Below are 20468 nucleotides of genomic sequence, written 5' to 3'. Positions count from 1 at the left end.
TTGCTCCTTAAATCCAGGCATGGCGGGCAGGGTGTGTACCATTGAGGTAATAGTCACCGATGGCATGGAATTTCCAACGCACAGGATCGTGTAAGGTATGTACGCGAGCATTGCGCCAATGCTGATCAAGATTATGTTGGCTCAGGCTGGCACGGCTTCCACCAAGTTCCAGTAGTTTTTCTGAGATATGCAGGGCAGCATCATTGGCATAGATCTTTGCTTCTGCCACTAAAATAGAGGCGCGCGCGGCTTGCTCGGCAGAAATCTTAGCGATTTGATCCAGTTCATCTAGATATTCGGCAGCATCGTCCAGTAATAAAATGGCAGCATCGAGCAGGATATTGAGTTTGCCAACTTCTTGTAAGGTGTAATGTTCTTCACTGGCTTTTTCTACACCTGCATCCACAATTGGACGTGCTTTACGAATACTGGATAAGGTGTCATCAAAAGCTGCTTCGGCAATGCCAACATCAATGGCAACCTGTAAAAGTTGAGAATAAGCACCGCGAACATTTGGGGTGTCGGCAATAATGCGCTCATCAAAAAATAGTGCAGGATCAACGACAACGTTGTGTAGTTTTACCGTTCCACTGGCTGTAGTACGTTGCCCAAAGCCATTCCAGTCATTAATCACTTCAACACCAGCCGCATGTCGATCAACGATCGCCAATACGATATAGCCATCTGGGTGTAGGGCACGAATCGCTAACCAATCTGCAAAGCTGGTCCCAGTTGAATAAAACTTTTCCCCATTTAGAAGGTATTGACCATTTTCAAACTTTAACGTGGTTTGAATGGCTTTGGTGTCTTTAGAGTTTTTTTCAGGTCCACCATTGGCAATGCGTTTACCTGCAAGAATTTCAGCGTAGATAAACTGTTTTTGTGCATCTGAACCTGTAATATTAATAAAATTTAATAACCCAAATTGGTTTTGCGGAATTTGTCCAACATTGGCATCGGCTTTACTTAAAATACGAAACACATGGGCTAAGGTCTTATTTGAGACAAAAGCACCACCATATTGTTGTGGTACACGGATTCCACCAAGACCTTTTTGGCTAAACTGAATGATTTGTTCGGTGGGTAGAACACGATTTTGATCACGATTATTTCGATCTTCTAATGCAAAGTCAGCAACTTGATAGGCAGCATTGATGGCCTGCTGATCATTTGAAATCAGTTGTGTTTGAACTTGAATCACTGATTGATTACTGGACATGTGAGCACCTCTAATAGATAAGAGACACTTTACAAAAGTTTTACTTTTCAACTAAACCATCAGTTATGGCTTGTATATCACAATAATTCCTAAGCATTTTTTATGAGAAAAATAACAGAAAAATTAATATTGAATATTTATATAAAACAATGATTTGAATTTTAAGTTGATTTGTTAAGCAGTATAAAAATTTATTTTCTATGAATGAGAGGAATATTCTCACCATGAAAATTTATAAAGCGACTTCGCCAAAATTCAAAAAGATCGAACGAAAAGGACATTGTATTCATTAACTTTTACTTCTAAAGTAGGGAAAACCTTATGTTTGATCGAGTAGAAAAATAAATTTGGAGAGTTTATGCGGGTTTTATACCAATTTCCTTTGTCCCACTATTGTGAAAAAGCTCGCTGGTTGTTAGATCATAAGGAATTGGACTATGTGGCACATAATTTAATTCCAGGTTTCCATCGTGCGTTTACTTATCTAAAGTCTGGGCAATATTTATTGCCAATGCTGAAAGATGATAAGCGGTGGGTTGCTGATTCAACACAAATCGCTTTATATCTTGATACGACATATCCTGAACATGCGTTATTAAGACGTGATGAGCAGTTACGCGAGCAAGCTTTAGAAATTGACAAATTGACTGATGAACTTGGTGTACATGTTCGTCGCTGGTCATTGGCACATGCACTGTCAGTGGGTGATCATCCACTTGAAATCATGATGGGTGAACAAGGTTATTTACGTCAGTTTGAGAAGATTTCTAAACCAATATTAAAAAGTCTGGTTTCGACCAACTATAAATTGAGCCCTGAAAAAGTTGCTCAATCCAAGTTACGTATGACCGAGTTAATTAGCGATCTGAATCAGCGTTTGATTGATAATCAAGGGCGTTATATGGTTGGTGATCGGCTTGGTTTAGCGGATATTTCAGTCTGTTCTATTCTTGCACCGTTATTGGTGATCAAAGGCACGCCTTGGGAACTCGAGAATGACGATATTGAACAGTTTGATGGCGAACTGAAGCAATATTATGACTATTTATCAGATCTGCCGATTGGGCAATACGTTCAGCGTATTTACGCGACTGAGCGTAATGCACGCGTCGATTGGCGTGGTTTGTAAATCAAATTTTGAGTCGAAAAGCCCTGATGAATAAAATCGGGGCTTTTTTATGGGAAAAAAATAGAAAAATGACCAATAAAATAAAAAACAATGGATGAATAAAATTAATTTTTAAAAGAAAATTCGTTTTAAGCAGAAAATATTAGAAATTATTGCCAAATTTACTTTAAAAAAACTGAAAAGAGGGAAATAATTATAAAAAGGCTTTGTTATCTTATGTTTCAGGGTGTGATGGGGATCGAAACGAGTTGTTCAACTATTGGGAGATCAGTTGAACAGTTGCTCAAAAGGTCTTGTTTCGGCTTTGAGACAAAGATAAACCAAAAGTTTATCGGAATCATGTTTGCGTTATCCATGCAGCATCGTCAAAAGTTAAACGAATGTTTTCCCTTGACCCTTAAAAATTACTGAGTGAGCAGTTCCGATAGAAACATCGATTGAAAGTGAGGACTGTAGAATGGAATTGGATCGTTTTGATAAACAAATTCTTGAAATTTTGACCCATGAAGATGTCAATCTGAATGAGCTATCAGAGCGTATTAATCTTTCGGTTAGTTCAGTGCATCGTCGGATCAAAAACTTAATTGAATCCCAAGTAATGGGACAGCTTAAACGCGAAATTAATTTTAATAAACTCGGTTTTAGCCTACATATTCTTTTGCAGGTTTCCTTGAGCAAACACGACAGTGAAACTTTTGATAAGTTCTTACAAGAAATTGAAGATATACCAGAAGTGACCAATGCCTTTTTAGTGACAGGGCAGAGTGCCGATTTTATTTTGGAATTGGTGGCACGCAATATGGATGACTATAGTGAAATTCTATTACGACGTATTGGTAAGATTGATAGTGTCGTCGCTCTACATTCAAGCTTCGTGATCAAGGAATATAACGTATTTAACTGCTATAAACTTTTAAATAAGCTATAAAAAAATGCATCTAAAAAGATGCATTTTTTTATCATCTGAAAGAATTAAGCATCAAGTTGAGCTAAAACTTCTTCAGAGAATTCAACGTTGGTATAGACGTTTTGAACATCATCAAGATCTTCAAGCATATCAATCATTTTCAAGATTTGTTTCGCTTGATCGATATCGGTGATCTCAGCTTTAGTAGAAGGGCTCATTACAACTTCAGCATTGTCAGATTTTAAACCTGCTGCTGTAAGGGCATCCTGAACATCACCAAAGCTCTCTGGGCTAGTGATCACCAAGATACTGTCTTCATCAATCTCGATATCATCTGCACCAGCTTCTAATGCGATATCCATGATTTTGTCTTCTAAAGAAACATCTTCAAAAGAAATTTCGCCACGCTTGGTAAACAAGTAGGCAACAGAACCATTGGTCCCCAAATTACCGTTGGTTTTGCTGAAACAGTGACGCACATCTGGAACAGTACGGTTTAAGTTGTCTGTCATTGTTTCAACAATAACTGCAACACCACCAACACCATACCCTTCATAAGTGATTTCTTTTAAATCATCATTATCTTCACCACCAGCACCACGTTGAATTGCACGATTAATCGTGTCACGTGTCATATTTACTGAAAGTGCTTTTTCAACAACAGCACGCAAACGAGGATTACTCGCTGCGTCTGGACCGCCTAATCTTGCAGCAGTCACGATTTCACGGATGTATTTAGTAAAAACTTTACCGCGACTCGCATCTTGTTTCGCTTTACGATGCTTAATATTGGCCCATTTAGAATGACCCGCCATGGAAGTAACTCCAAAAAATTAAAACTCAAAAAAGTGCAGGAATATTAGCATAGCGATGGTTTTGTTGAAAACTCTCGAAGCTCATATTCAAAATTTAAAATCTTGATCAAGTATCAAAGATTGATCAAATAGACGGAATAATTTAGTTAATTTTTACGTCTATGTCGTATTCCGCATAAAGCGCTTTGATCTTTTCCAGATCTGATTGTAAATCGCTTGGGTAAATTTTACCTAAAATCCCGCCTTGTTTAGTGCGTGCATTGGCATACATCAAAAGAATTGGCACATTGGCAGCTTTGGCGATATGCCAAAAACCAGTGCGGATGGGTTTGCGTTCTTCACCATCTTTTGCACGTGTTGCTTCAGGCGCAATCACCAGATTAAAGCTGTCATTTTGATTAAACAGCTCAACCATTTGCGTTACGATATCTTTATTGGCTTTACGGTCGACAGGGATGCCACCTAAACGTTCTAAGATTGGTTTTAACGGACCTTTGAATAATTCCTTTTTGATCAGGGTATGAATTTTAAGTTCTAAAATTTCAAATAAAGCGAGGGAGAGGATCGTATCTAGATTTGAGGTATGCTCAAAGCCAATAATGACTTGTTTTTTTCTAAAATGCTTGGGTCAACGTTATATTCCCAACCTGTTGCTTTAAAAATAGATTTTCCTAAAATTTTTCTCATATTCGTCATCAGAGGCAATGAATTGCAGCAGTGTAATACGAGTTTTTAGGAAAATACATATCCGAAAACACCAGATGAAAAGAAATTTGGATGTCTTTTTAATGATCAAAATAGTGCAATATGATCTTTACTCAAGCTGCAAAGATCATATAGAATCAGCGCAGTTTATGATTTTTAACATTATTTTCAGTAATTTGATAAAATCATCTGCTTGTAATTTAAGTTAAATTTGACTAAGATCAGGCAGCATTAATCATACATAAAATATGATTTAAGTTTAGGGCCTATAGCTCAGTTGGTTAGAGCAGCGGACTCATAATCCGTTGGTCCCGTGTTCAAGTCACGGTGGGCCCACCATATATATCAAGCACTTACATGCATTAATTGTAAGTGCTTTTTTAATGTCTGATTCCATGTAATCACTATGTAATTATTAAAACAAGAAAAGGTTAGGCTATGTTTAGCATTGAAAAATCAAAAAAAAGTAAGTTGGAAACTTATAAAGAAATCTTAGTAGAACACTGGGGGGTTTTAATCTTTATTCCTGCAATACTTGGAGGCTTATTACAAGTATTAAAACTTGCCAATATGGATTCTTCATTTGTAAGATTTTTTGCAGTTGAGCAAGTAGTTCCTGACGGTTTACTAGTAATATTTCTCTCATTTTTATCTTATTTGATTTATAAGGGGTTCAGTCAAATAAATTTTAAAGCGAAGAATACAAGACTAGGTTGGAATATAATAAATTTTTTGAGATATACTATATCTTATTTGTTGTTAATAGGTATGTTGTCCTATTTTGTTTATGGAATTTATAAGGGTAATGCTAATTTAGTAAATGTAATAATGAGAATCGTTTTTGAATTTTTAATTGTACAGTTAGTTTGTTATTATTATATCACAATCAATTATCTATATTATTTTAGAAGTAAAAAAGATTATAGTGAAGTATCGGATTATGATTTTAAACAATTTTTTAAAAAAATTATATTTTATGATAAAATTGGAGGTGCTTCGTTATATGGTTTAATTATTTTAATTTTTGTAATGGCATTTTTTTATGAGATAGCTGATGTTTATTCGGAACTAAATAAAATTAAAAACATCGAAAATGAAATTGTATACATAACTAAAGTTAAAAATAAGCTTTCTATTAAAGAAGATTTAAGTGTTGAATATTATAATGGAAAATATATTTTTTTAAAAAGGCATGGTAATAATAACGATAATCAGTACTTCGTCTTAAAAGGTGACGGTTTTGTTAATCTATTAGATGAAAAATAGGAGTATAAGCCCCTATAATATGTCGAATATCCGTTAAGGGTCATCTTGCACCATTTTTCGTTAGTACAGGTAAGATCACCTTCGCCAGTGCTTGCCCAAACTTGAAGCATTTTAGTCTTATAGCCTAGGATTGTTGCAGCATCTATTGAATTTACTAAGCATCTACCAGATTCAATTAATTGTTGTAATTTTTACTATGGTTTTTTCACTCTTGCATCCCACTTTTACATCTTTAGCTTCAAATCAATTATCTCATGCAGTTTTACTACTGTTAGTCAATTTATGAGTTTTTCTGAAGAGGGTGGGCTAATTTTTAAAACATATAGAAAAGTATAAGAAATCGCCTCTACAATTATAGATACTTTTCAATTTTGTCATATTTCATTATTTTTGCTATATTATACTTTTTAATTTTATAGATTATTAAAGTGAAGAATATCTTGGCTTTCACCATCATGTTAGGTTTATTAGGGTGTGAAAGTTTTGAGGATTATAAGAGTAAAGACCCTAATATTGTTGCGGAATTTGATTCTTATATAATTGAGAATGATAATCGAAAAAATGCGAGAGATTTGAGCAAAAGCTCTGCTTATATTCGAAAGTCTGAAATTAACTTAAATAAGGAACAAATGATTGAAAAGTGCAAAAAACTCGTGCTTTCTAATGTAACAAAGAAAAAGACGGTTAGTTTTAATGAAAATTTACGTGGTAATTACTATATAAATCAAAAAAGTGGAGACGTGTATATTTACTTAGAGTTCTGCGCCGAAAATGAATTGGGGAATGCACAAGAATTCAAAGGTAAATGTATATTCTCAATAGATGGGCAGACTCAAGTCAATATTTTTGAATAGATGAAACCGTATCTGAATAGAATAGTTCATTGAGGTTCCTGTCTTGGTACGGCATTCATTTCATGTCGAATTGTACTAATATTCTCATAAATCACTTTTCGTAATCTATTGATCGTACCCAAGGGTCTATGTTCAGGAAGCGCATGCCAAGGTGTAAAAGAAAGATTCTCGCAAAACTCATTTTGCTCAGGTGTATCAAAAATCTGTTTAGGAATATGGATTGTTGCAATTTGATAAAAGGGAGCTTTATCTTCTTTCCACTCCGTCATCGAATCTTCTACAAGCATTTTACTCGTAGTCCTAGGCTGGATCAGAAACTCCATACATGCATCACTTGTTTCTAAATTTTTTCGCAGGGCTTCTCTTAAAAAATCGTGGCTAGGTTTGTTTGGTATCGCCACTTTATTTGGAATACACGGTCTTGCTGAATATTTAACAGCTTGACGATCAGCGCCTAATCCTAATTGATAGGGAACCATAGACCAATATCTGGCCTGTATTGGATTAGAAATTTTTGAATTACTTGCTTTAACCGCGTTTATTGTTCCTTGTAAGCCTAAAGTAAAAGGGATCTGTAATTTTTTTAGCATACTTTTGCTATTCACATCCTCTATAAATGATAAATAGCGCTGTGGTTCGTTCACAAAAAATACAGGATGGTTAATCATAATAAAATCTTGAGTGATTGCTTGATCATCATTCTCAAGGATCTTCCTCCCTGTAACGCCTAGAATTTTGATTGCCATCCTCGAGCATCTTTTTTATTATCAGCTTGTGTAGCATCTCCTGAAGCATTAGAGAAACGAATCCATGCTGAATATGATTTATCAGGAATAAAAATGCCTTTCGCTAGACTTGATGGTAATGATTTCGAGACATGGAATTCTGCCCGAACACAACCATGAGCTTTGGGGTGTGCATCTCTTAACGCATGACCTGCTGTGTACTTTTGAAGGATACTTTGTCCAATCTGCTCAGCAATTTGTTCTGCCAGTATATTCTCGTTTGGCTGTAATTTTTCACCTAATCCCGTATCAATGGTTGGATAAGGGATTCTATGTGCATTGATTAAATTTTTTGATTTTGAATGGTGATAAGCACATCCACTGGTACTGATCAGTATTGGAGTGATTGCAAACAGTAGACTAAAACGTATCAATGGAATGAAACCTGACATTAATATGCTCCTTGGCATAAGCCACTGAGTAACTTGACCGTACCTGTTGAAGGAATGTAAGACGGAGGAGGGTTGATCTAATTGATTTTCTTACTATGATTAGTCATTTAACATACCTGAGTCAGTGAGCATTTGATACATTTTCTAGAATTGGCTATTTAACCATCTTTGTTCTTGGCGATAAAAAACATAACAACGATTTTCATAGGTTTTTAATAATTTGGATCAATGAGTTTAAGACTACGATCTGTTGCATCAACAATCAATTTTATAGCGATTTGTCAGGCTCTGCATTCATGTTTCAGAGATTCTAAGCTATTTTGTCCTTATTATTTTGATCATTTAGAAACTAAAGAAGACTTCCTGGTTGCTTGATATGTGTATAGTGAGATGGGTGAAATAGTTCAAGCATCTAGTTTTAGTTAAGTATTTTAAAAATATTTTCTTATTGATAATCATTTATAGAAACTGAAGCATGACATTCTACTTGTTGATTGTGAATTAATTCTAAATAGATTTGGTTTTTTGTTAAATAAATTTGATCATTAAAAAGATGTGAACTTTTTATAAGTGTTAATTAATTCACATCTTAATAATAAATATATTAACTAGTAGTAGTTTGCAATAATAACAGCATTTTTTTGATCTGGTAACTGCTCAAAGCTAATATCTGTAGTCGTATTCTTTTGTGTTTGAATATTTAAGTCATTGATTGAAATGGATTGTGTTTCAATTTTATCACGTAGAACGTTCAATTGCTGGCAATCACTATTGTCATGTTGCTGTGAACAGGTATCCTCTACAATACTTCCATTCAACTGGATTGTGCTTGCAGCATAACTAACCGAAGCAAATGCCATTAATGATAAAAGTAGGGCAGATTTATAAATTTTTTTATACATGTTTATTGCCTTTTATAAATGTATTAAGCATTAATTAACATGGAACTTATTATTAAGGCAATATTAAAATTCAATATTGATTAAATAGTTATTTAAAGTGTGATCTATTTAAAGTTTTATTTTTAAATTGATAATCAATATAATAAATTTATTTTGTTAATCGTGTCACATATTTTTGTTTTAATGCGAATTTAAAAACCTGACCTGTCTAGTATGCATTATACGACTGTTGTAGCATATTTTAAAACTCAAATATGGAACTTAGGCATACCATTGTTACGGGAGAATTATGGGATTGCTATTTTGGGTAAGAAAAAAGCCTAATCGACGATTAGGCTTTTGTGACACTAAGCTAGACTAAATTACATTGCCACAGATGTCCGTTGTGCCTTGAGGGTAACTGAATTGTAGCGCATTGCGGTCAGTGATCAGCTCAGATGAGAACTCTAGTCCTGTGAGTTTGTCTGAGAATTTACCGTCTTTATCTGAACCAACCCAGCTACGGATATCAAAACCTATATTTTTCAATGGGGCAGGGAGTATTCCTTGATACCCCTGATCTACACCATTGACAATAAAGCCAACCTGTTTGGTATTTTGGTTGATATAGATACCTACGCGATGATATTTACTTTGATAGTCGGTCATTTTATTGTAGTAATAAGCTATTGAATTATATTCAGTATTATCGTTCTTTTGGTAACCGAGAGTAAATAATACAAATGGAGGATTTTCACCAAAATCTGGATCAGCACTACCTGCTGCAAACGAATAAAGGGATTTTACAATATAGCCATTATCGGTTTCACCACTAAAATTGATATCTGTTGAATATGATGACTTAGGTTCGCCATAGTAACCACCGTTAAGTGGGGCTGCGGGAATGTCTATTTGTATTTCTAAAGCAAGAATCCCTGTATTAGGTAAAGGTAGATCACCTGAACTATCTAGAAATGGAGGGCGAAATCCTTCATTGTCGCCTGATGTTTGCAATCTTTTCTTACTTGCTGCTAAGAAGTCAAAATAATTAAGAGTTAAATTTTCTTCGGGGTAATAGTCTGTAAAATAAGGTGGGGCAACAGTGAAGCTAAACTTTTGTCCATTGCTTGTAGGAAATACACCCATCAGATAATCTGAATTTTGATTGTTCCATGAATCATTATAATCTTGCTGTGTAGCGTCAAAGTTATATTGGCATGTTTGTGGTTGGCTAAAATTGCGTAAACTAAAGCTTGTGGTTGTTGCTGCTGTAGGTTGAGTATGGGCATTATTTTGTGAACCATTTTGGTTTTCACCACAGCCTAGCAAAGCTAGGCTAAGTGCAAATATACTCATTTTTTTCATTGCTTATTCCTCTGGTGTGTTATTTACGGTTTTTATCAAAAATTAAATGTGAGTAATCCTGTAGTTATTAATTTTAAAATTAATAACTTATATGTGTTTTTTTTTGAGTTTTATAAAAAAAGACCTCTCGTTTGAGAAGAGGTCTTATAAAAGATTAATCGTATTGAATGGTCACTGTTGCCATCGCTCGAACAGTACCTGCAGTAACATTGGTCGCTGTTTGATAGTATCGAGCAGACAAAGGAATGTTGTATTGTACAGTTTGGTTGGAGTTCACTGTACCAACATCTAATTTATCTCCTCTACGAATGACCTGATTTTTATTTTGATATTTCCAAAGTAATTGAACGCCAACACCATTTGCTTTAGTCGAGTTTGGTGCTGTATTGGACATTACTTGGTTATTTGTACCATCTTGTGGAAAGTCAAAATCTAAACTGATCTGGTTCTTCTCTTCGTATCCAGTTGGGTTTTTACCACCATTACATAAGATATTTAAGTCGAAGGCTTGCTCTCCTTGGGTTGAACCGACACCAGTAAAACCTGATTTCATCACAGTAGGAAGTTGTACCACTTTATTAATATTACCTTGCAGCTCACAAGAGGAAGAGGCAATGGTAATCGCATTACCAAGTACCGTACTTGTAAGGAAGGGACGATCTGCATAACCTTGTACATAGTAACTACTGTATCGCCCAGGCACTAAAGCACCAGAGCCAGTTTGTTCTGCAATTTTAACAATCTCAACCACAAAATAACCTGATGCTAAATTATAGGTTGTTCTAGGTGCCAACCCCCCACGAACATAGGGATAATAGCCAGAGAAATTACTGGCATTCTCAGCTTCACGGTAAAGACGAATACCAATGCCTTGAATATTAGTTGTGTAAATATTGTTTCCCTGAGAGCTAAGAGGATAAGCCTGACTTAATTCCGCGATTAGGCGATCACTAGAGTTACAATTATCTACTACAGTTGCATTTCTACCACCTACAGAACTAATTGGAAAAGTAGCTTTACGCAGAATCTTACCAACTTCATCACTCGGGCGAACAACGACTCGGCCCACTGACATCAGTACATCATTTGCTGTATAGGTGGGCATACGACATGCTGCATTGGCTTCAGTATAGATGCCGAGACCTGCGGTAAGCAAAGCACTATTTAAGAGTAATTTTTTCATTTGCATACGGCCTCAGACATGATCATGCTTTGCTGATCGTTAGAAAGTTGTGCTGTAACATCATAACTGAAATGGCATTGTTCATTGGCTTCATCGCCCCATTTTACATACAAATCACCTTTTGGTTCTTGAGTACGTAAATACACCATGCTGCCTTGTGCCACGATACCAACAGATTCATCCTTAGTATTAAAGACTTGTGCAGCGAATGGTAAGCTTTCACCTGTTGCTGTTTTGGTATTAATGTAGATGGCATAGCCTTTCTTGGTCGAGAAATCAACTTTTGCAATCGCACCAGCAAAAGGTGCAATACGCTGGCTGGTTTCTTCTAATTCAACATTGGTCGACATTTCTTGTGGGTCAAGTGTGATGTCATTTAAACGGTATGGTGTTACATAAGGAATAACAGCATAACCAGACTTATTCACACTGAGGCCAACGGTGTTGTTGACTTTGGCACCTGCCGCATCTGGCGCATACACCAGTACCATGGTTTGACCTTGTTCTGGGCCAAACAGGATGCCATCTGAATGAGCAACAACGCTACCGCTGACACTGAGCATCGCTTGTTGATATGAATCAGCGATACTATAAGAACCACCCACTGTGGCAAAGTTTGTACGATAACGACTATTAACGTTGAAGCTCGGGTTCTGTCTGTCTTGGTGAGATACAGAAGCACCGTAGTTGAAACGATCACCAACCATGCCGCTCATACCAACTGTGCGGTTGTTTTCAGAAGCGTTTGCATTGACGTTAACAGAATTCTTTCTGAAATTGATTGGGAAAGAAAGGGTCATCAAATATTCTGTATCACGTGTTTGGGTGCTACTTGAACCATATTCGATCTGACGATTGGTCGCAGAAAGACCGTAGGTTAAACCATGATAATTGTTGCTATAACCAATTTGATATTGGCGGCTGGTCTCATTACGATTCCAATAGTCATTCCAAGAACCAACCATATAAATATTACCCCAACCTTCAGGTAAACCTTGGTTCAGAGTGATTTGGAATTCACTACGCTGTTTACCTACAGCAAAAGTATTCACGCCTTTATCTTCAAGATCACGAATTAGTAGGGCATCACGTAACTTATAATAGTTTTCAGTCGAATAACGATAGGCCGCTAACGTTAAGTTGGTGTTAGTCGGTGAAATAAGTTTGCTATAACTTAAACGGAAACTTTGACCTGATTGTGAGCCTTGTTTGTCAAAATCTGTATTTGACTGAGTAATATCGAATGAGACAGCACCAATCGGTGTTGCAACTGCTGCACCTAATAACAAAGCACTATAGTCTTCCGCTAATTGAAAACCTGTATAGCCTGTTAAATAGTTATTAATACCGCGTTGGTATTTACCTTGTGTAACCCATGGCGTTAAATCAATATCACGGTCGCGGAATTCACCCGCAGTGACTGAGTAACGGCTGAGCCCAGGACGTAACATTTGCACAACAGATGCATAAGGAACGGCAAGTTTTTGTATTTCGCCATTTGATTCAATAATCGAAACTTCGAGTTCTCCACCAAAACCTGTAGGGTAGAGGTCATTAATTTCAAAACTACCAGGCGCTACCGTAGTTTGATAAATCAACTGACCTTGTTGGCGAACTTCTACTTTGGCGTTGGTTTTTGCATTACCGCGAATACGTGGCGCATAGCCAAGCATACTATTGGGTAGCATACGGTCATCGCTTGAAAAATCTAAACCGCGGTAACCGAATGAGTCAAATAACTCACCATTGGTAAAGCTATCACCTAAGGTTACAACTCCTCGATACTGAGGGAAGGCACGTTGTAAATAGGTACTTGTAGACTCGTAATTTGATTTCTTTTTAGTATTTGAATCTAGTTCACTTTGAGCGCCATCTTGCCATTGCCACTGACCATTGTGGCGAAGTTGCCAACCGGCAATGTTTGCACCAGCAGTAATCGCCATGAAGGCATTGGTGGTTTCTTTATTGTCATTTAAACGGTTAAAGGTTTTATAGGCACTACCGCTATAAGATAAAAATCCAGCATTTACGCCACGATCCCAAATACTTGGATCAACGTAACCTTGCGCATTTTTTTGTAATGCGATTTGTGGAATCGAAATATCAATACGCAAACGTGAAGTATCAAAATCGTAATAGGCGTTTTCGATCCATTCTTCAATTTTGTAACATGCATTTGGCGCAGCGGATTCAGTACGGTTCACAAGAACGTCTTGTTTTACGCCATATTCAAGTAATGAGGTGGAAGTAAAACAGGTAAAGGCATTTTTGTTTTGTTCTGCTGAACGAAACATCATTCTTCTTTTGCCAAACCAGTTACCATTGATATAAACGTCAACGTTATATTCACCAGGCAAAACTGGGTTACCATATTTAAAACGAGAAATATCAAGTTTTTGTGCATCACCGATTAAGAAAACAGAGTCAAATTCTGCTTCCATTGGTGGTGCTTGTTCTGCTGTCTGTTCTACTGCATAAACAGCCATAGGCATCGTGATTGTAACTACCCCTGAAGTAAGGTAATAACAAATACGACGCTTCAAGAATTTAGCTGTTGCATTTTTCTTTGACATAATCCGTTCGCCTATTCAAGGATAGGTACAAAATCATTTATTGATTGGAAATAAATTTGTTTGTTATTGAAGCTTGATCTGGTGTTCGATACGACCACCGTAATCATTAATGTTTACATAGCTCAGTTTTTCAGTATTACCAGCTTTCAATTGGATTTTGTCCTCTGAAAAAGGCGGTAGCATCAAACCTTTAGGCAGCAAGTCAACAGGTTTACCTGCATTTTGCTGATACACCGCAGTCATAGTGACGTGAAACGGCGTTGGATTTTTTACAATCAGTGTTTGACCACTTTTAGCCCATTGTAATTTTTCACCAGCGAGATTGGCATCAGCTTTAATGCTTGCAGGACGGTAGAAAAATTTAATGCGTGAGCGGATTGCAAGCTGTAAAAAATTATCAGGTACAGCGTCTTTACTGTTTGCTGTTGGTCTTGGTGGAATATCCAAAACATTCAGCCAAAAAACAGTTTCTTGTTTTTGATTTAATTGTGCTGCATTGGGTAATGCAGTAATACGAAGAGATTGGCTCTTCGTTGGATCAACACGCGAAATAGGAGGGGTAATCATAAACGGAACTTTAGACTGATCCGGCGTACTTTTAGCATCACCTTCGTCAATCCATGCTTGAACAAGCGATGGCTTAGAACCATTGTTACTGACTTGCAAAGTCACTTCACGAGCATCAGATGGATAAATAACGCGAGTACCATGCAAAATAATTTCTGCATGTGATTGACTTGCGATTAAAGCCGACGACATCGTTAAACCAAGCAAAAAATTGTAACTGTTCAGTGCCATTTAAATTTACTCTATGATTGCGTGAAGTGTACAACTGCGAATTTCTAGAAACCTAGAAATTCGCAACATTTATCAAAGATTACTGATAAATAATAGTGTACTGAACTGAAGTATTTACTTCACCAGCAGTAGACGCGCCAGTTGCATAGTATTCAGCATAGTAGTTAAGGTCAGCAGTACCGCCTTCTACAACGTCAACCCATTGCGAGTTAGCTTGAGCACCGTTGCTACCAGCAGCAAGCACTGGGATTACTTGGTTGTTGTTACCAAGTAATTGAACATCAACGTTTTTCGCGCCAGCAGCGTTTTGGTTAAGTAAACGGCCAGTATTGAAGTCAACAGTTGCACCTGGTTCGAAGTAAGTTGCAACTTTACCTTCTGAACAGTTACCTAAGTTGATTTGGAATGGTGTACGACCAGCAACCGCACCTGCGTTAGCAAGAGTTTGCTTAGATACAGTAGGAAGCGTTACAGTAAAGTCTTTACCCGCTGGAGTAACGATGTCACAAGTTTTGTCTGTTACTAGACCATTAATTGTAATCGTTCCATCTGCAGCTTGAGCGTTAGCGATACCAACAACTGAAAGAGTAGCGATCAAAGCAAGTTTTTTCATAATAATTTCTCGAACACATCGGCTAAAAGTTTGAATTAAAATTACTTCTCAGTTGGATTTTTGCGCTGAACAAGTAATGTGCGAAATATATATCACTAGGTTTTAAAAATGCAAACTGCATCACATTATTTATAGTGCTTTTAATCTAATTTTCCGATGGTTAATAAGTTATTGATATGAAAAGTTTTTGCTTTATGCAAAACTTATTTTACCAATCAGTTTGTTTAAAATTGCTTAAGACTGATTGTTTTTTCCTTTCATAAAAAATGGGCTGTATGGTTATTTTTTGATCTATTTGTGGCGGAAATTGTATTTTTATGTGATTTGATTAACAAAAGTGAAAAAATAATTTAGATGAATAATCAAGTTTTTAGAATGATTGTTAAGTGTGTTTACAAAAAGCTCAAAGTTCTTTTAAGAATCTTTTAAGGTTAAATCCTTAGTTTTTTAGTCATGATTAGATGAAAAAAACGCCGAAAGGAGCTTTCAATGAACATGCTTTATACCCACAAACCAAACTACTATTTCTTTGCACACAAGTTTGTTTTATTCCTAGAAAGTTATTTAAAAAGTCACCCAACGGAACAGCAGACCAGCTTTAATTTGCAGACGATCTATGATTTATTCAGCCACGATCGTGCCTCTAGTACGACCAATTTAGAGGGTATTTTAAATATTGCAGATGAATACGTGCTTGAAACAGATGAAGGGCAGCAGTCATTGATTCAGTCTTATCATGTTCACTTAGATAACCATGTACTGACTTTGGCGTTTAATGCAAAGGCAGTTGAAAGCTTAAAAGCAGGTCAAACGATTGTAAGCCCACAAGCGGCTTAAGTCTTTAGATGTATATTCCCGTTTTACACACTTAGTGAGCAATGTCCTTTACTAAGTGTTTTTTTTACAAGCTGCACTAACGTTATCAATCCGCTATGATGGAAAGATCAAGTGAAGATATAACATAGTGCTATGAATAAGGACTTTAAATCAGAAACATATACTGTTGATGAGAGTATTGCTGATACGATTGCATGGTTGATGCAACATCAAGACATTTTTGATTCATTTCATTTTGATGTGCATAGCCAAGAACTGTCAGTAACCCATGCAGCAGGTGTTGATATCATCCGTATTGGAATGTTTTTAAATGCTAAATATGGCATTTTGGTCACATCAATTTAATCATATCTAAAAAAAGCCTTGTCAAATGACAAGGCTTTTTTTGTTTATGCACTCATGGCATCTACGGAAAGTTCGGCAACGGTTGGTTTCGGTTTTTCTGCAGTTAAACCTAATTTGGCAAATAAGAGCTGATCTTTACCTTCACCCGCATTTGGCGTCGTAAGTAATTTTTCACCAGAGAAGAGTGAGTTTGCACCTGCCATAAAGGCAAGCGCTTGGTCAGAATCACTTAATGATTCACGACCAGCAGAGAGGCGAACATAACTGTGTGGCATGATAATACGCGCTACAGCAATGGTACGGATCCATTCAGTCACATCAAGTTTTTCTACATCAGCCAAAGGTGTGCCTTCAATTGGAACTAGCATGTTAATTGGCACAGATTCAGGGTGTACTGGCATGGTCGCAAGCTCATGTAATAAACCAATACGGTCATTACGGCTTTCACCTAAGCCCACAATACCACCACTACAGACTTTCATACCTGCTTGACGGACATGATCTAGCGTATCCAGACGGTCGTCAAAAGTACGTGTGCTGATGATATGAGAATAGTATTCACGTGATGTATCTAGGTTATGATTGTAATAATCTAGGCCTGCATCTTTTAAGCGTTCTGCTTGAGATTGGTTGAGCATGCCTAAAGTCATACAGGTTTCTAGACCTAATGCTTTCACTTCACGTACCATTTCAAGCACGTAAGGCATATCACGCTCATGTGGATTGCGCCAAGCAGCGCCCATACAGAAACGCGATGAACCAGATTCTTTTGCTGCAAGAGCTTCACGAATAACTTTATCAACGGCAATACGCTTTTCTGCTTCTAACTTAGAATCGTAACGAGCAGATTGTGAGCAATACTTACAGTCTTCTGGACATTTCCCTGTTTTAATCGAAAGCAGGGTACTGACCTGAATCGCATTTGCTTGGAAATGTTGACGATGAACGCCTTGTGCTTGAAATACTAAGTCTAAAAAAGGTTGGTCATATAAGGCTTGGATTTCATCACGAGTCCAGTCATTACGTAAAGTCATTGTTATATCCATGATGATTGATTACAGACATTGAGATTCATCATACAGAAATCGTGCCAAAGCCAAAGGGCAAAAAACACCATTTTTCTATTCAGTGTACGTTTATTTGCTGCAATTGCTGTTGAATTGCCCAATCAATATGTACATTGACGATGTCATCGTGCAACGTTTTTGCATCTTGCAATTGAGTGACGATTTCTGCTGAGTATGGAGCATTTCCCAGACCGATTGCAATATTGCGTTTAAAGGATTGATAACCTGTACGGCGGATTGGACTGCCTTCGGTATTGGTTAAGAAAGTCGCTTCATCCCATTGCCAAATCTCTAACAAGCTGATGTCATCTAAGCTATGTCTCGGGTCGAAATCGGGAATGGACGCTTTTTTGGCAAAGCTATTCCAAGGACAAATCAACTGACAGTCATCACAACCAAAAATACGATTGCCAATGCCAGAGCGTAATTCCTCGGGAATGATCCCTTTATATTCAATGGTTAAGTATGCAATACACTTTCTTGCATCTAGCATATAAGGTTCCACAATTGCTTGTGTCGGGCAAATATCGATGCAGGCAGTACATGAACCGCAATGTGCAGTCGCAGGTTGATCAAAAGGCAGTTCTAAAGAAGTAAACAGTTCTCCTAAAACAAAAAAAGACCCAGATTTTTTATGGATCAGCAAAGTATGCTTACCCGTCCATCCCATGCCTGCGCTTTCAGCCAAAGACTTTTCAAAAATAGGGGCAGAATCGGCAAAAGGACGCGATTCAAAATCACCGACTTTTTCTTTGATACGAGTTGCTAAGGTTTTTAAACGTCCACGCATGACTTTATGATAATCACGACCACGTGCATAGCGCGCAATAATGGCCGAATTTGGTTCAAATGGTACATAACGGGGCTTGGGGGATGCCACAAGATAGTTCATACGCACACAAATAATGCTTTTAGTCCCAGGCACAAGCAAGGTTGGGTCAGCACGTTTTTCTAGGTTTTCTTCTAAATAGTGCATATCTGCATGATAACCCCGTTCTAAATATTCTTTGAAACGTGGCATTTGATCTTGAGCATCTGGTTTGGCAATGACACAATCAGAAAAACCCAATTCTAAAGCCTGAGTTTTTATCCATGCTTTAAGCGCCTCAGGGTCAAGCTGTTGTAGCTCGATTCTTTGAGACTGTGTTTGAGATGGAGTGCTAGAAACCATAAACCGATAATAAAGGGGAAAACATGCAAGCTGTAGTTTACCATAGCCAAAGTATTCAAGCATGGGAGCAACGTTGGTTTGCTCAGCAAAATTCATCTTTAGGACTGATGCAGCAGGCGGCATGGGCAATATCACAGCACCTTATCGAGCAATTTAAGGAGAGCAAAACTCGAAAGATCGCTGTTTGGTGCGGACAAGGCAATAATGCAGGTGATGGATATTATATTGCTGCATTTCTGAAACAGCAGGGGTTTTGTATCACTGTTTATGCAACGGAACTGGGTCAATCTGTAGATTTAAAACAAGCCGTAGATTATGCGCAGTGCAATCAGGTTGATATCCAAAGTGTTGATTATCTTTTATCTGAAAATGCTGTCCATCAGGAACTGCCCACTTTTGATTGTCATATTGATGCCTTATTTGGCATTGGTCTCAACCGAATGCTAGATCCAAACTGGCAGGATATTATTCAACTATTCAATGCACAAACAGGTTTAAAAGTTTCGATTGACATCCCTAGTGGACTCAACGCCAATACTGGACAAGCTTTGCCCTGTGCCGTGCAAGCTGACCAAACCTTTACGATTCTGGCTTACAAAGCAGGTTTATTTACTGGTCAAGGCAAGGAATATGTAGGGAAACTACATTTGCTGAGTTTGATTCCAGTTGACCAAGAATTAAAAGCACTTGCTTATTTGTCGCCTGAAAAAATCGTTTTGCCGAAACGTCAGGCTTTTGGACATAAAGGAAGCTATGGGCATGTGCTGGTTGTTGGTGGACATGCAGACATGGGCGGTGCAGTGATCATGTCCGCTGAAGCGGCCTTCTATGCGGGGGCCGGTAAAGTCAGTGTCATTTGCCATGCAAAACATCATCAAGCCATTTTGGCGCGTGCACCCAATATTATGGTGCGAGATATTAACAGCTTAGATCAAGAAGATATTGAGAAGTTACTTAAACAGGTCGATGCCGTATGTTTCGGAATGGGCTTAGGACGGGATCAATGGGCTGAACATATTTATCAGCAATGGTTTGCGTTACTCAATCAAAACTCTCATTTAGAGGTTGTACTGGATGCAGATGGACTCTGGTTTTTGGCAAAATATCCGCAACAATTAAATAATCACTTATATGCAACCCCGCATTCAGGTGAAGCTGCAACCTTATTGGGATGTACTGCTGCTGACATTGAGCAAGATCGAATTACAGCGATTCAGCAACTGCAACAAAAGTATGCAGGTCAGTGGGTGTTGAAAGGTGCAGGCAGTTTAATTTTAGAAGAACAATTATTTATTTGTAGGCACGGTAATGCAGGTATGGGCACTGGGGGAATGGGAGATGTATTGGCGGGGATGATCGCCAGTTTAAAAGCCCAACTTTATGAGCAAATTGCATTACATGAAATCGTGAGTTTACATGCGCTGGCAGGCGATCTCTTAGCTGAGGATGGAGTAAGGGGGTTACAAGCGCATGATATGGGGAAAATGATTTATAAAGTCGTGAATCAATAATTTTTATTAATAGTGGTGAGGGGAGTTAGATTTTTTTAACTAGATTGCTTTT

At 37.4% G+C, this 20468-nt stretch carries 17 protein-coding genes, 1 tRNA gene and 2 pseudogenes; 8 read left to right on the top strand and 12 right to left on the bottom strand.

Annotation, left to right across the window (positions count from 1 at the left end; genetic code table 11):
* Nucleotides 1-7 precede the first annotated feature (7 nt).
* Complete coding sequence (locus FPL17_RS06940; protein ID WP_159884152.1) at nucleotides 8-1219, bottom strand: SfnB family sulfur acquisition oxidoreductase; 1212 nt, start codon at nucleotides 1217-1219, stop codon at nucleotides 8-10.
* A gap of 358 nt (nucleotides 1220-1577) precedes the next feature.
* On the opposite strand from FPL17_RS06940, the gene FPL17_RS06935 reads away from it, so the two are divergent.
* Nucleotides 1578-2348: a glutathione S-transferase family protein gene (locus tag FPL17_RS06935; protein ID WP_005189386.1), complete on the top strand. Its 771-nt coding sequence runs from the start codon at nucleotides 1578-1580 to the stop codon at nucleotides 2346-2348.
* A gap of 457 nt (nucleotides 2349-2805) precedes the next feature.
* On the top strand, nucleotides 2806-3276 hold the full coding sequence (locus FPL17_RS06930) for an Lrp/AsnC family transcriptional regulator (protein WP_004661600.1): 471 nt from the start codon (nucleotides 2806-2808) through the stop codon (nucleotides 3274-3276).
* A 44-nt stretch (nucleotides 3277-3320) separates the two neighbouring features.
* On the opposite strand, the gene FPL17_RS06925 is transcribed toward FPL17_RS06930, so the two are convergent.
* Together FPL17_RS06925 and FPL17_RS06920 are read right to left on the bottom strand one after the other, a co-directional pair.
* Nucleotides 3321-4070 carry a YebC/PmpR family DNA-binding transcriptional regulator gene (locus FPL17_RS06925; protein ID WP_004807814.1) on the bottom strand — a complete coding sequence of 250 codons (750 nt, stop codon included), beginning with the start codon at nucleotides 4068-4070 and terminating at the stop codon, nucleotides 3321-3323.
* 142 nt (nucleotides 4071-4212) lie between these two features.
* Nucleotides 4213-4757, bottom strand: a pseudogene (locus FPL17_RS06920) (1-acyl-sn-glycerol-3-phosphate acyltransferase).
* Nucleotides 4758-5037: 280 nt separating this feature from the next.
* On the opposite strand from FPL17_RS06920, the gene FPL17_RS06915 reads away from it, so the two are divergent.
* From FPL17_RS06915 to FPL17_RS06905, 3 genes are all read left to right on the top strand, one after another.
* Nucleotides 5038-5114 (top strand) — tRNA-Ile (locus tag FPL17_RS06915).
* Nucleotides 5115-5213: 99 nt separating this feature from the next.
* Entirely contained in the window at nucleotides 5214-6041 is an 828-nt protein-coding gene (locus FPL17_RS06910) for a hypothetical protein (RefSeq protein WP_159884150.1), read from the top strand.
* 455 nt (nucleotides 6042-6496) lie between these two features.
* Nucleotides 6497-6895, top strand: a complete 399-nt coding sequence (locus tag FPL17_RS06905; protein ID WP_159884148.1) for a hypothetical protein — start codon at nucleotides 6497-6499, stop codon at nucleotides 6893-6895.
* A 26-nt stretch (nucleotides 6896-6921) separates the two neighbouring features.
* Here the strand turns inward: FPL17_RS06905 and FPL17_RS06900 are convergent.
* The 7 genes and pseudogenes from FPL17_RS06900 to FPL17_RS06870 all read right to left on the bottom strand — a co-directional run bounded on the left by FPL17_RS06900 (nucleotide 6922) and on the right by FPL17_RS06870 (nucleotide 15485).
* Nucleotides 6922-8072: pseudogene (locus FPL17_RS06900) on the bottom strand (catalase family protein).
* A gap of 608 nt (nucleotides 8073-8680) precedes the next feature.
* Entirely contained in the window at nucleotides 8681-8974 is a 294-nt protein-coding gene (locus FPL17_RS06895; RefSeq protein WP_005189371.1) for a hypothetical protein, read from the bottom strand.
* A 357-nt stretch (nucleotides 8975-9331) separates the two neighbouring features.
* Nucleotides 9332-10318 carry a DUF4882 family protein gene (locus FPL17_RS06890; RefSeq protein ID WP_159884146.1) on the bottom strand — a complete coding sequence of 329 codons (987 nt, stop codon included), beginning with the start codon at nucleotides 10316-10318 and terminating at the stop codon, nucleotides 9332-9334.
* Between the two features lie 154 nt (nucleotides 10319-10472).
* On the bottom strand, nucleotides 10473-11501 hold the full coding sequence (locus FPL17_RS06885; RefSeq protein ID WP_159884144.1) for a fimbrial protein: 1029 nt from the start codon (nucleotides 11499-11501) through the stop codon (nucleotides 10473-10475).
* Nucleotides 11498-14074, bottom strand: coding sequence for a fimbria/pilus outer membrane usher protein (locus FPL17_RS06880; protein ID WP_159884142.1), 2577 nt, complete (start codon nucleotides 14072-14074; stop codon nucleotides 11498-11500). Before FPL17_RS06880 ends, FPL17_RS06885 begins: the two co-directional genes overlap by 4 nt.
* Nucleotides 14075-14137: 63 nt before the next feature.
* The gene (locus FPL17_RS06875) at nucleotides 14138-14872 is read right to left on the bottom strand and encodes a fimbrial biogenesis chaperone (RefSeq protein WP_005189354.1); all 735 of its coding nucleotides are present in this window, start codon (nucleotides 14870-14872) and stop codon (nucleotides 14138-14140) included.
* A 79-nt stretch (nucleotides 14873-14951) separates the two neighbouring features.
* Nucleotides 14952-15485 carry a fimbrial protein gene (locus FPL17_RS06870; RefSeq protein WP_005189351.1) on the bottom strand — a complete coding sequence of 178 codons (534 nt, stop codon included), beginning with the start codon at nucleotides 15483-15485 and terminating at the stop codon, nucleotides 14952-14954.
* 489 nt (nucleotides 15486-15974) lie between these two features.
* Between FPL17_RS06870 and FPL17_RS06865 the strand changes: the two genes are divergently transcribed.
* The gene (locus FPL17_RS06865; RefSeq protein ID WP_159884140.1) at nucleotides 15975-16322 is read left to right on the top strand and encodes a hypothetical protein; all 348 of its coding nucleotides are present in this window, start codon (nucleotides 15975-15977) and stop codon (nucleotides 16320-16322) included.
* Nucleotides 16323-16454: 132 nt separating this feature from the next.
* A complete protein-coding gene (locus FPL17_RS06860) occupies nucleotides 16455-16667 on the top strand; it encodes a hypothetical protein (RefSeq protein WP_005211887.1) in 213 nt (70 codons plus the stop codon).
* 44 nt (nucleotides 16668-16711) lie between these two features.
* Here the strand turns inward: FPL17_RS06860 and bioB are convergent, their stop codons facing one another.
* Nucleotides 16712-17701, bottom strand: coding sequence for a biotin synthase BioB (gene bioB, locus FPL17_RS06855; RefSeq protein ID WP_159884138.1), 990 nt, complete (start codon nucleotides 17699-17701; stop codon nucleotides 16712-16714).
* Between the two features lie 91 nt (nucleotides 17702-17792).
* Nucleotides 17793-18905, bottom strand: coding sequence for a tRNA epoxyqueuosine(34) reductase QueG (queG, locus tag FPL17_RS06850; RefSeq protein WP_159884136.1), 1113 nt, complete (start codon nucleotides 18903-18905; stop codon nucleotides 17793-17795).
* Nucleotides 18906-18928: 23 nt separating this feature from the next.
* On the opposite strand from queG, the gene FPL17_RS06845 reads away from it, so the two are divergent.
* The gene (locus FPL17_RS06845) at nucleotides 18929-20416 is read left to right on the top strand and encodes an NAD(P)H-hydrate dehydratase (protein WP_159884134.1); all 1488 of its coding nucleotides are present in this window, start codon (nucleotides 18929-18931) and stop codon (nucleotides 20414-20416) included.
* Nucleotides 20417-20468: the final 52 nt, after the last annotated feature.

The organism is Acinetobacter dispersus, from assembly GCF_009884975.1.
Lineage (GTDB): Bacteria > Pseudomonadota > Gammaproteobacteria > Pseudomonadales > Moraxellaceae > Acinetobacter > Acinetobacter dispersus.
The sequence above is the reverse complement of the archived record's forward strand: the minus strand, read 5'-3'. Positions and strand labels throughout refer to the sequence as shown.

Coding starts and splice junctions, on each gene's coding strand:
- FPL17_RS06940 (WP_159884152.1), bottom strand. CDS start 1,219: ATGTCCAGTAATCAATCAGTGATTCAAGTTCAAACACAACTGATTTCA.
- FPL17_RS06935 (WP_005189386.1), top strand. CDS start 1,578: ATGCGGGTTTTATACCAATTTCCTTTGTCCCACTATTGTGAAAAAGCT.
- FPL17_RS06930 (WP_004661600.1), top strand. CDS start 2,806: ATGGAATTGGATCGTTTTGATAAACAAATTCTTGAAATTTTGACCCAT.
- FPL17_RS06925 (WP_004807814.1), bottom strand. CDS start 4,070: ATGGCGGGTCATTCTAAATGGGCCAATATTAAGCATCGTAAAGCGAAA.
- FPL17_RS06910 (WP_159884150.1), top strand. CDS start 5,214: ATGTTTAGCATTGAAAAATCAAAAAAAAGTAAGTTGGAAACTTATAAA.
- FPL17_RS06905 (WP_159884148.1), top strand. CDS start 6,497: ATGTTAGGTTTATTAGGGTGTGAAAGTTTTGAGGATTATAAGAGTAAA.
- FPL17_RS06895 (WP_005189371.1), bottom strand. CDS start 8,974: ATGTATAAAAAAATTTATAAATCTGCCCTACTTTTATCATTAATGGCA.
- FPL17_RS06890 (WP_159884146.1), bottom strand. CDS start 10,318: ATGAAAAAAATGAGTATATTTGCACTTAGCCTAGCTTTGCTAGGCTGT.
- FPL17_RS06885 (WP_159884144.1), bottom strand. CDS start 11,501: ATGAAAAAATTACTCTTAAATAGTGCTTTGCTTACCGCAGGTCTCGGC.
- FPL17_RS06880 (WP_159884142.1), bottom strand. CDS start 14,074: ATGTCAAAGAAAAATGCAACAGCTAAATTCTTGAAGCGTCGTATTTGT.
- FPL17_RS06875 (WP_005189354.1), bottom strand. CDS start 14,872: ATGGCACTGAACAGTTACAATTTTTTGCTTGGTTTAACGATGTCGTCG.
- FPL17_RS06870 (WP_005189351.1), bottom strand. CDS start 15,485: ATGAAAAAACTTGCTTTGATCGCTACTCTTTCAGTTGTTGGTATCGCT.
- FPL17_RS06865 (WP_159884140.1), top strand. CDS start 15,975: ATGAACATGCTTTATACCCACAAACCAAACTACTATTTCTTTGCACAC.
- FPL17_RS06860 (WP_005211887.1), top strand. CDS start 16,455: ATGAATAAGGACTTTAAATCAGAAACATATACTGTTGATGAGAGTATT.
- bioB (WP_159884138.1), bottom strand. CDS start 17,701: ATGACTTTACGTAATGACTGGACTCGTGATGAAATCCAAGCCTTATAT.
- queG (WP_159884136.1), bottom strand. CDS start 18,905: ATGGTTTCTAGCACTCCATCTCAAACACAGTCTCAAAGAATCGAGCTA.
- FPL17_RS06845 (WP_159884134.1), top strand. CDS start 18,929: ATGCAAGCTGTAGTTTACCATAGCCAAAGTATTCAAGCATGGGAGCAA.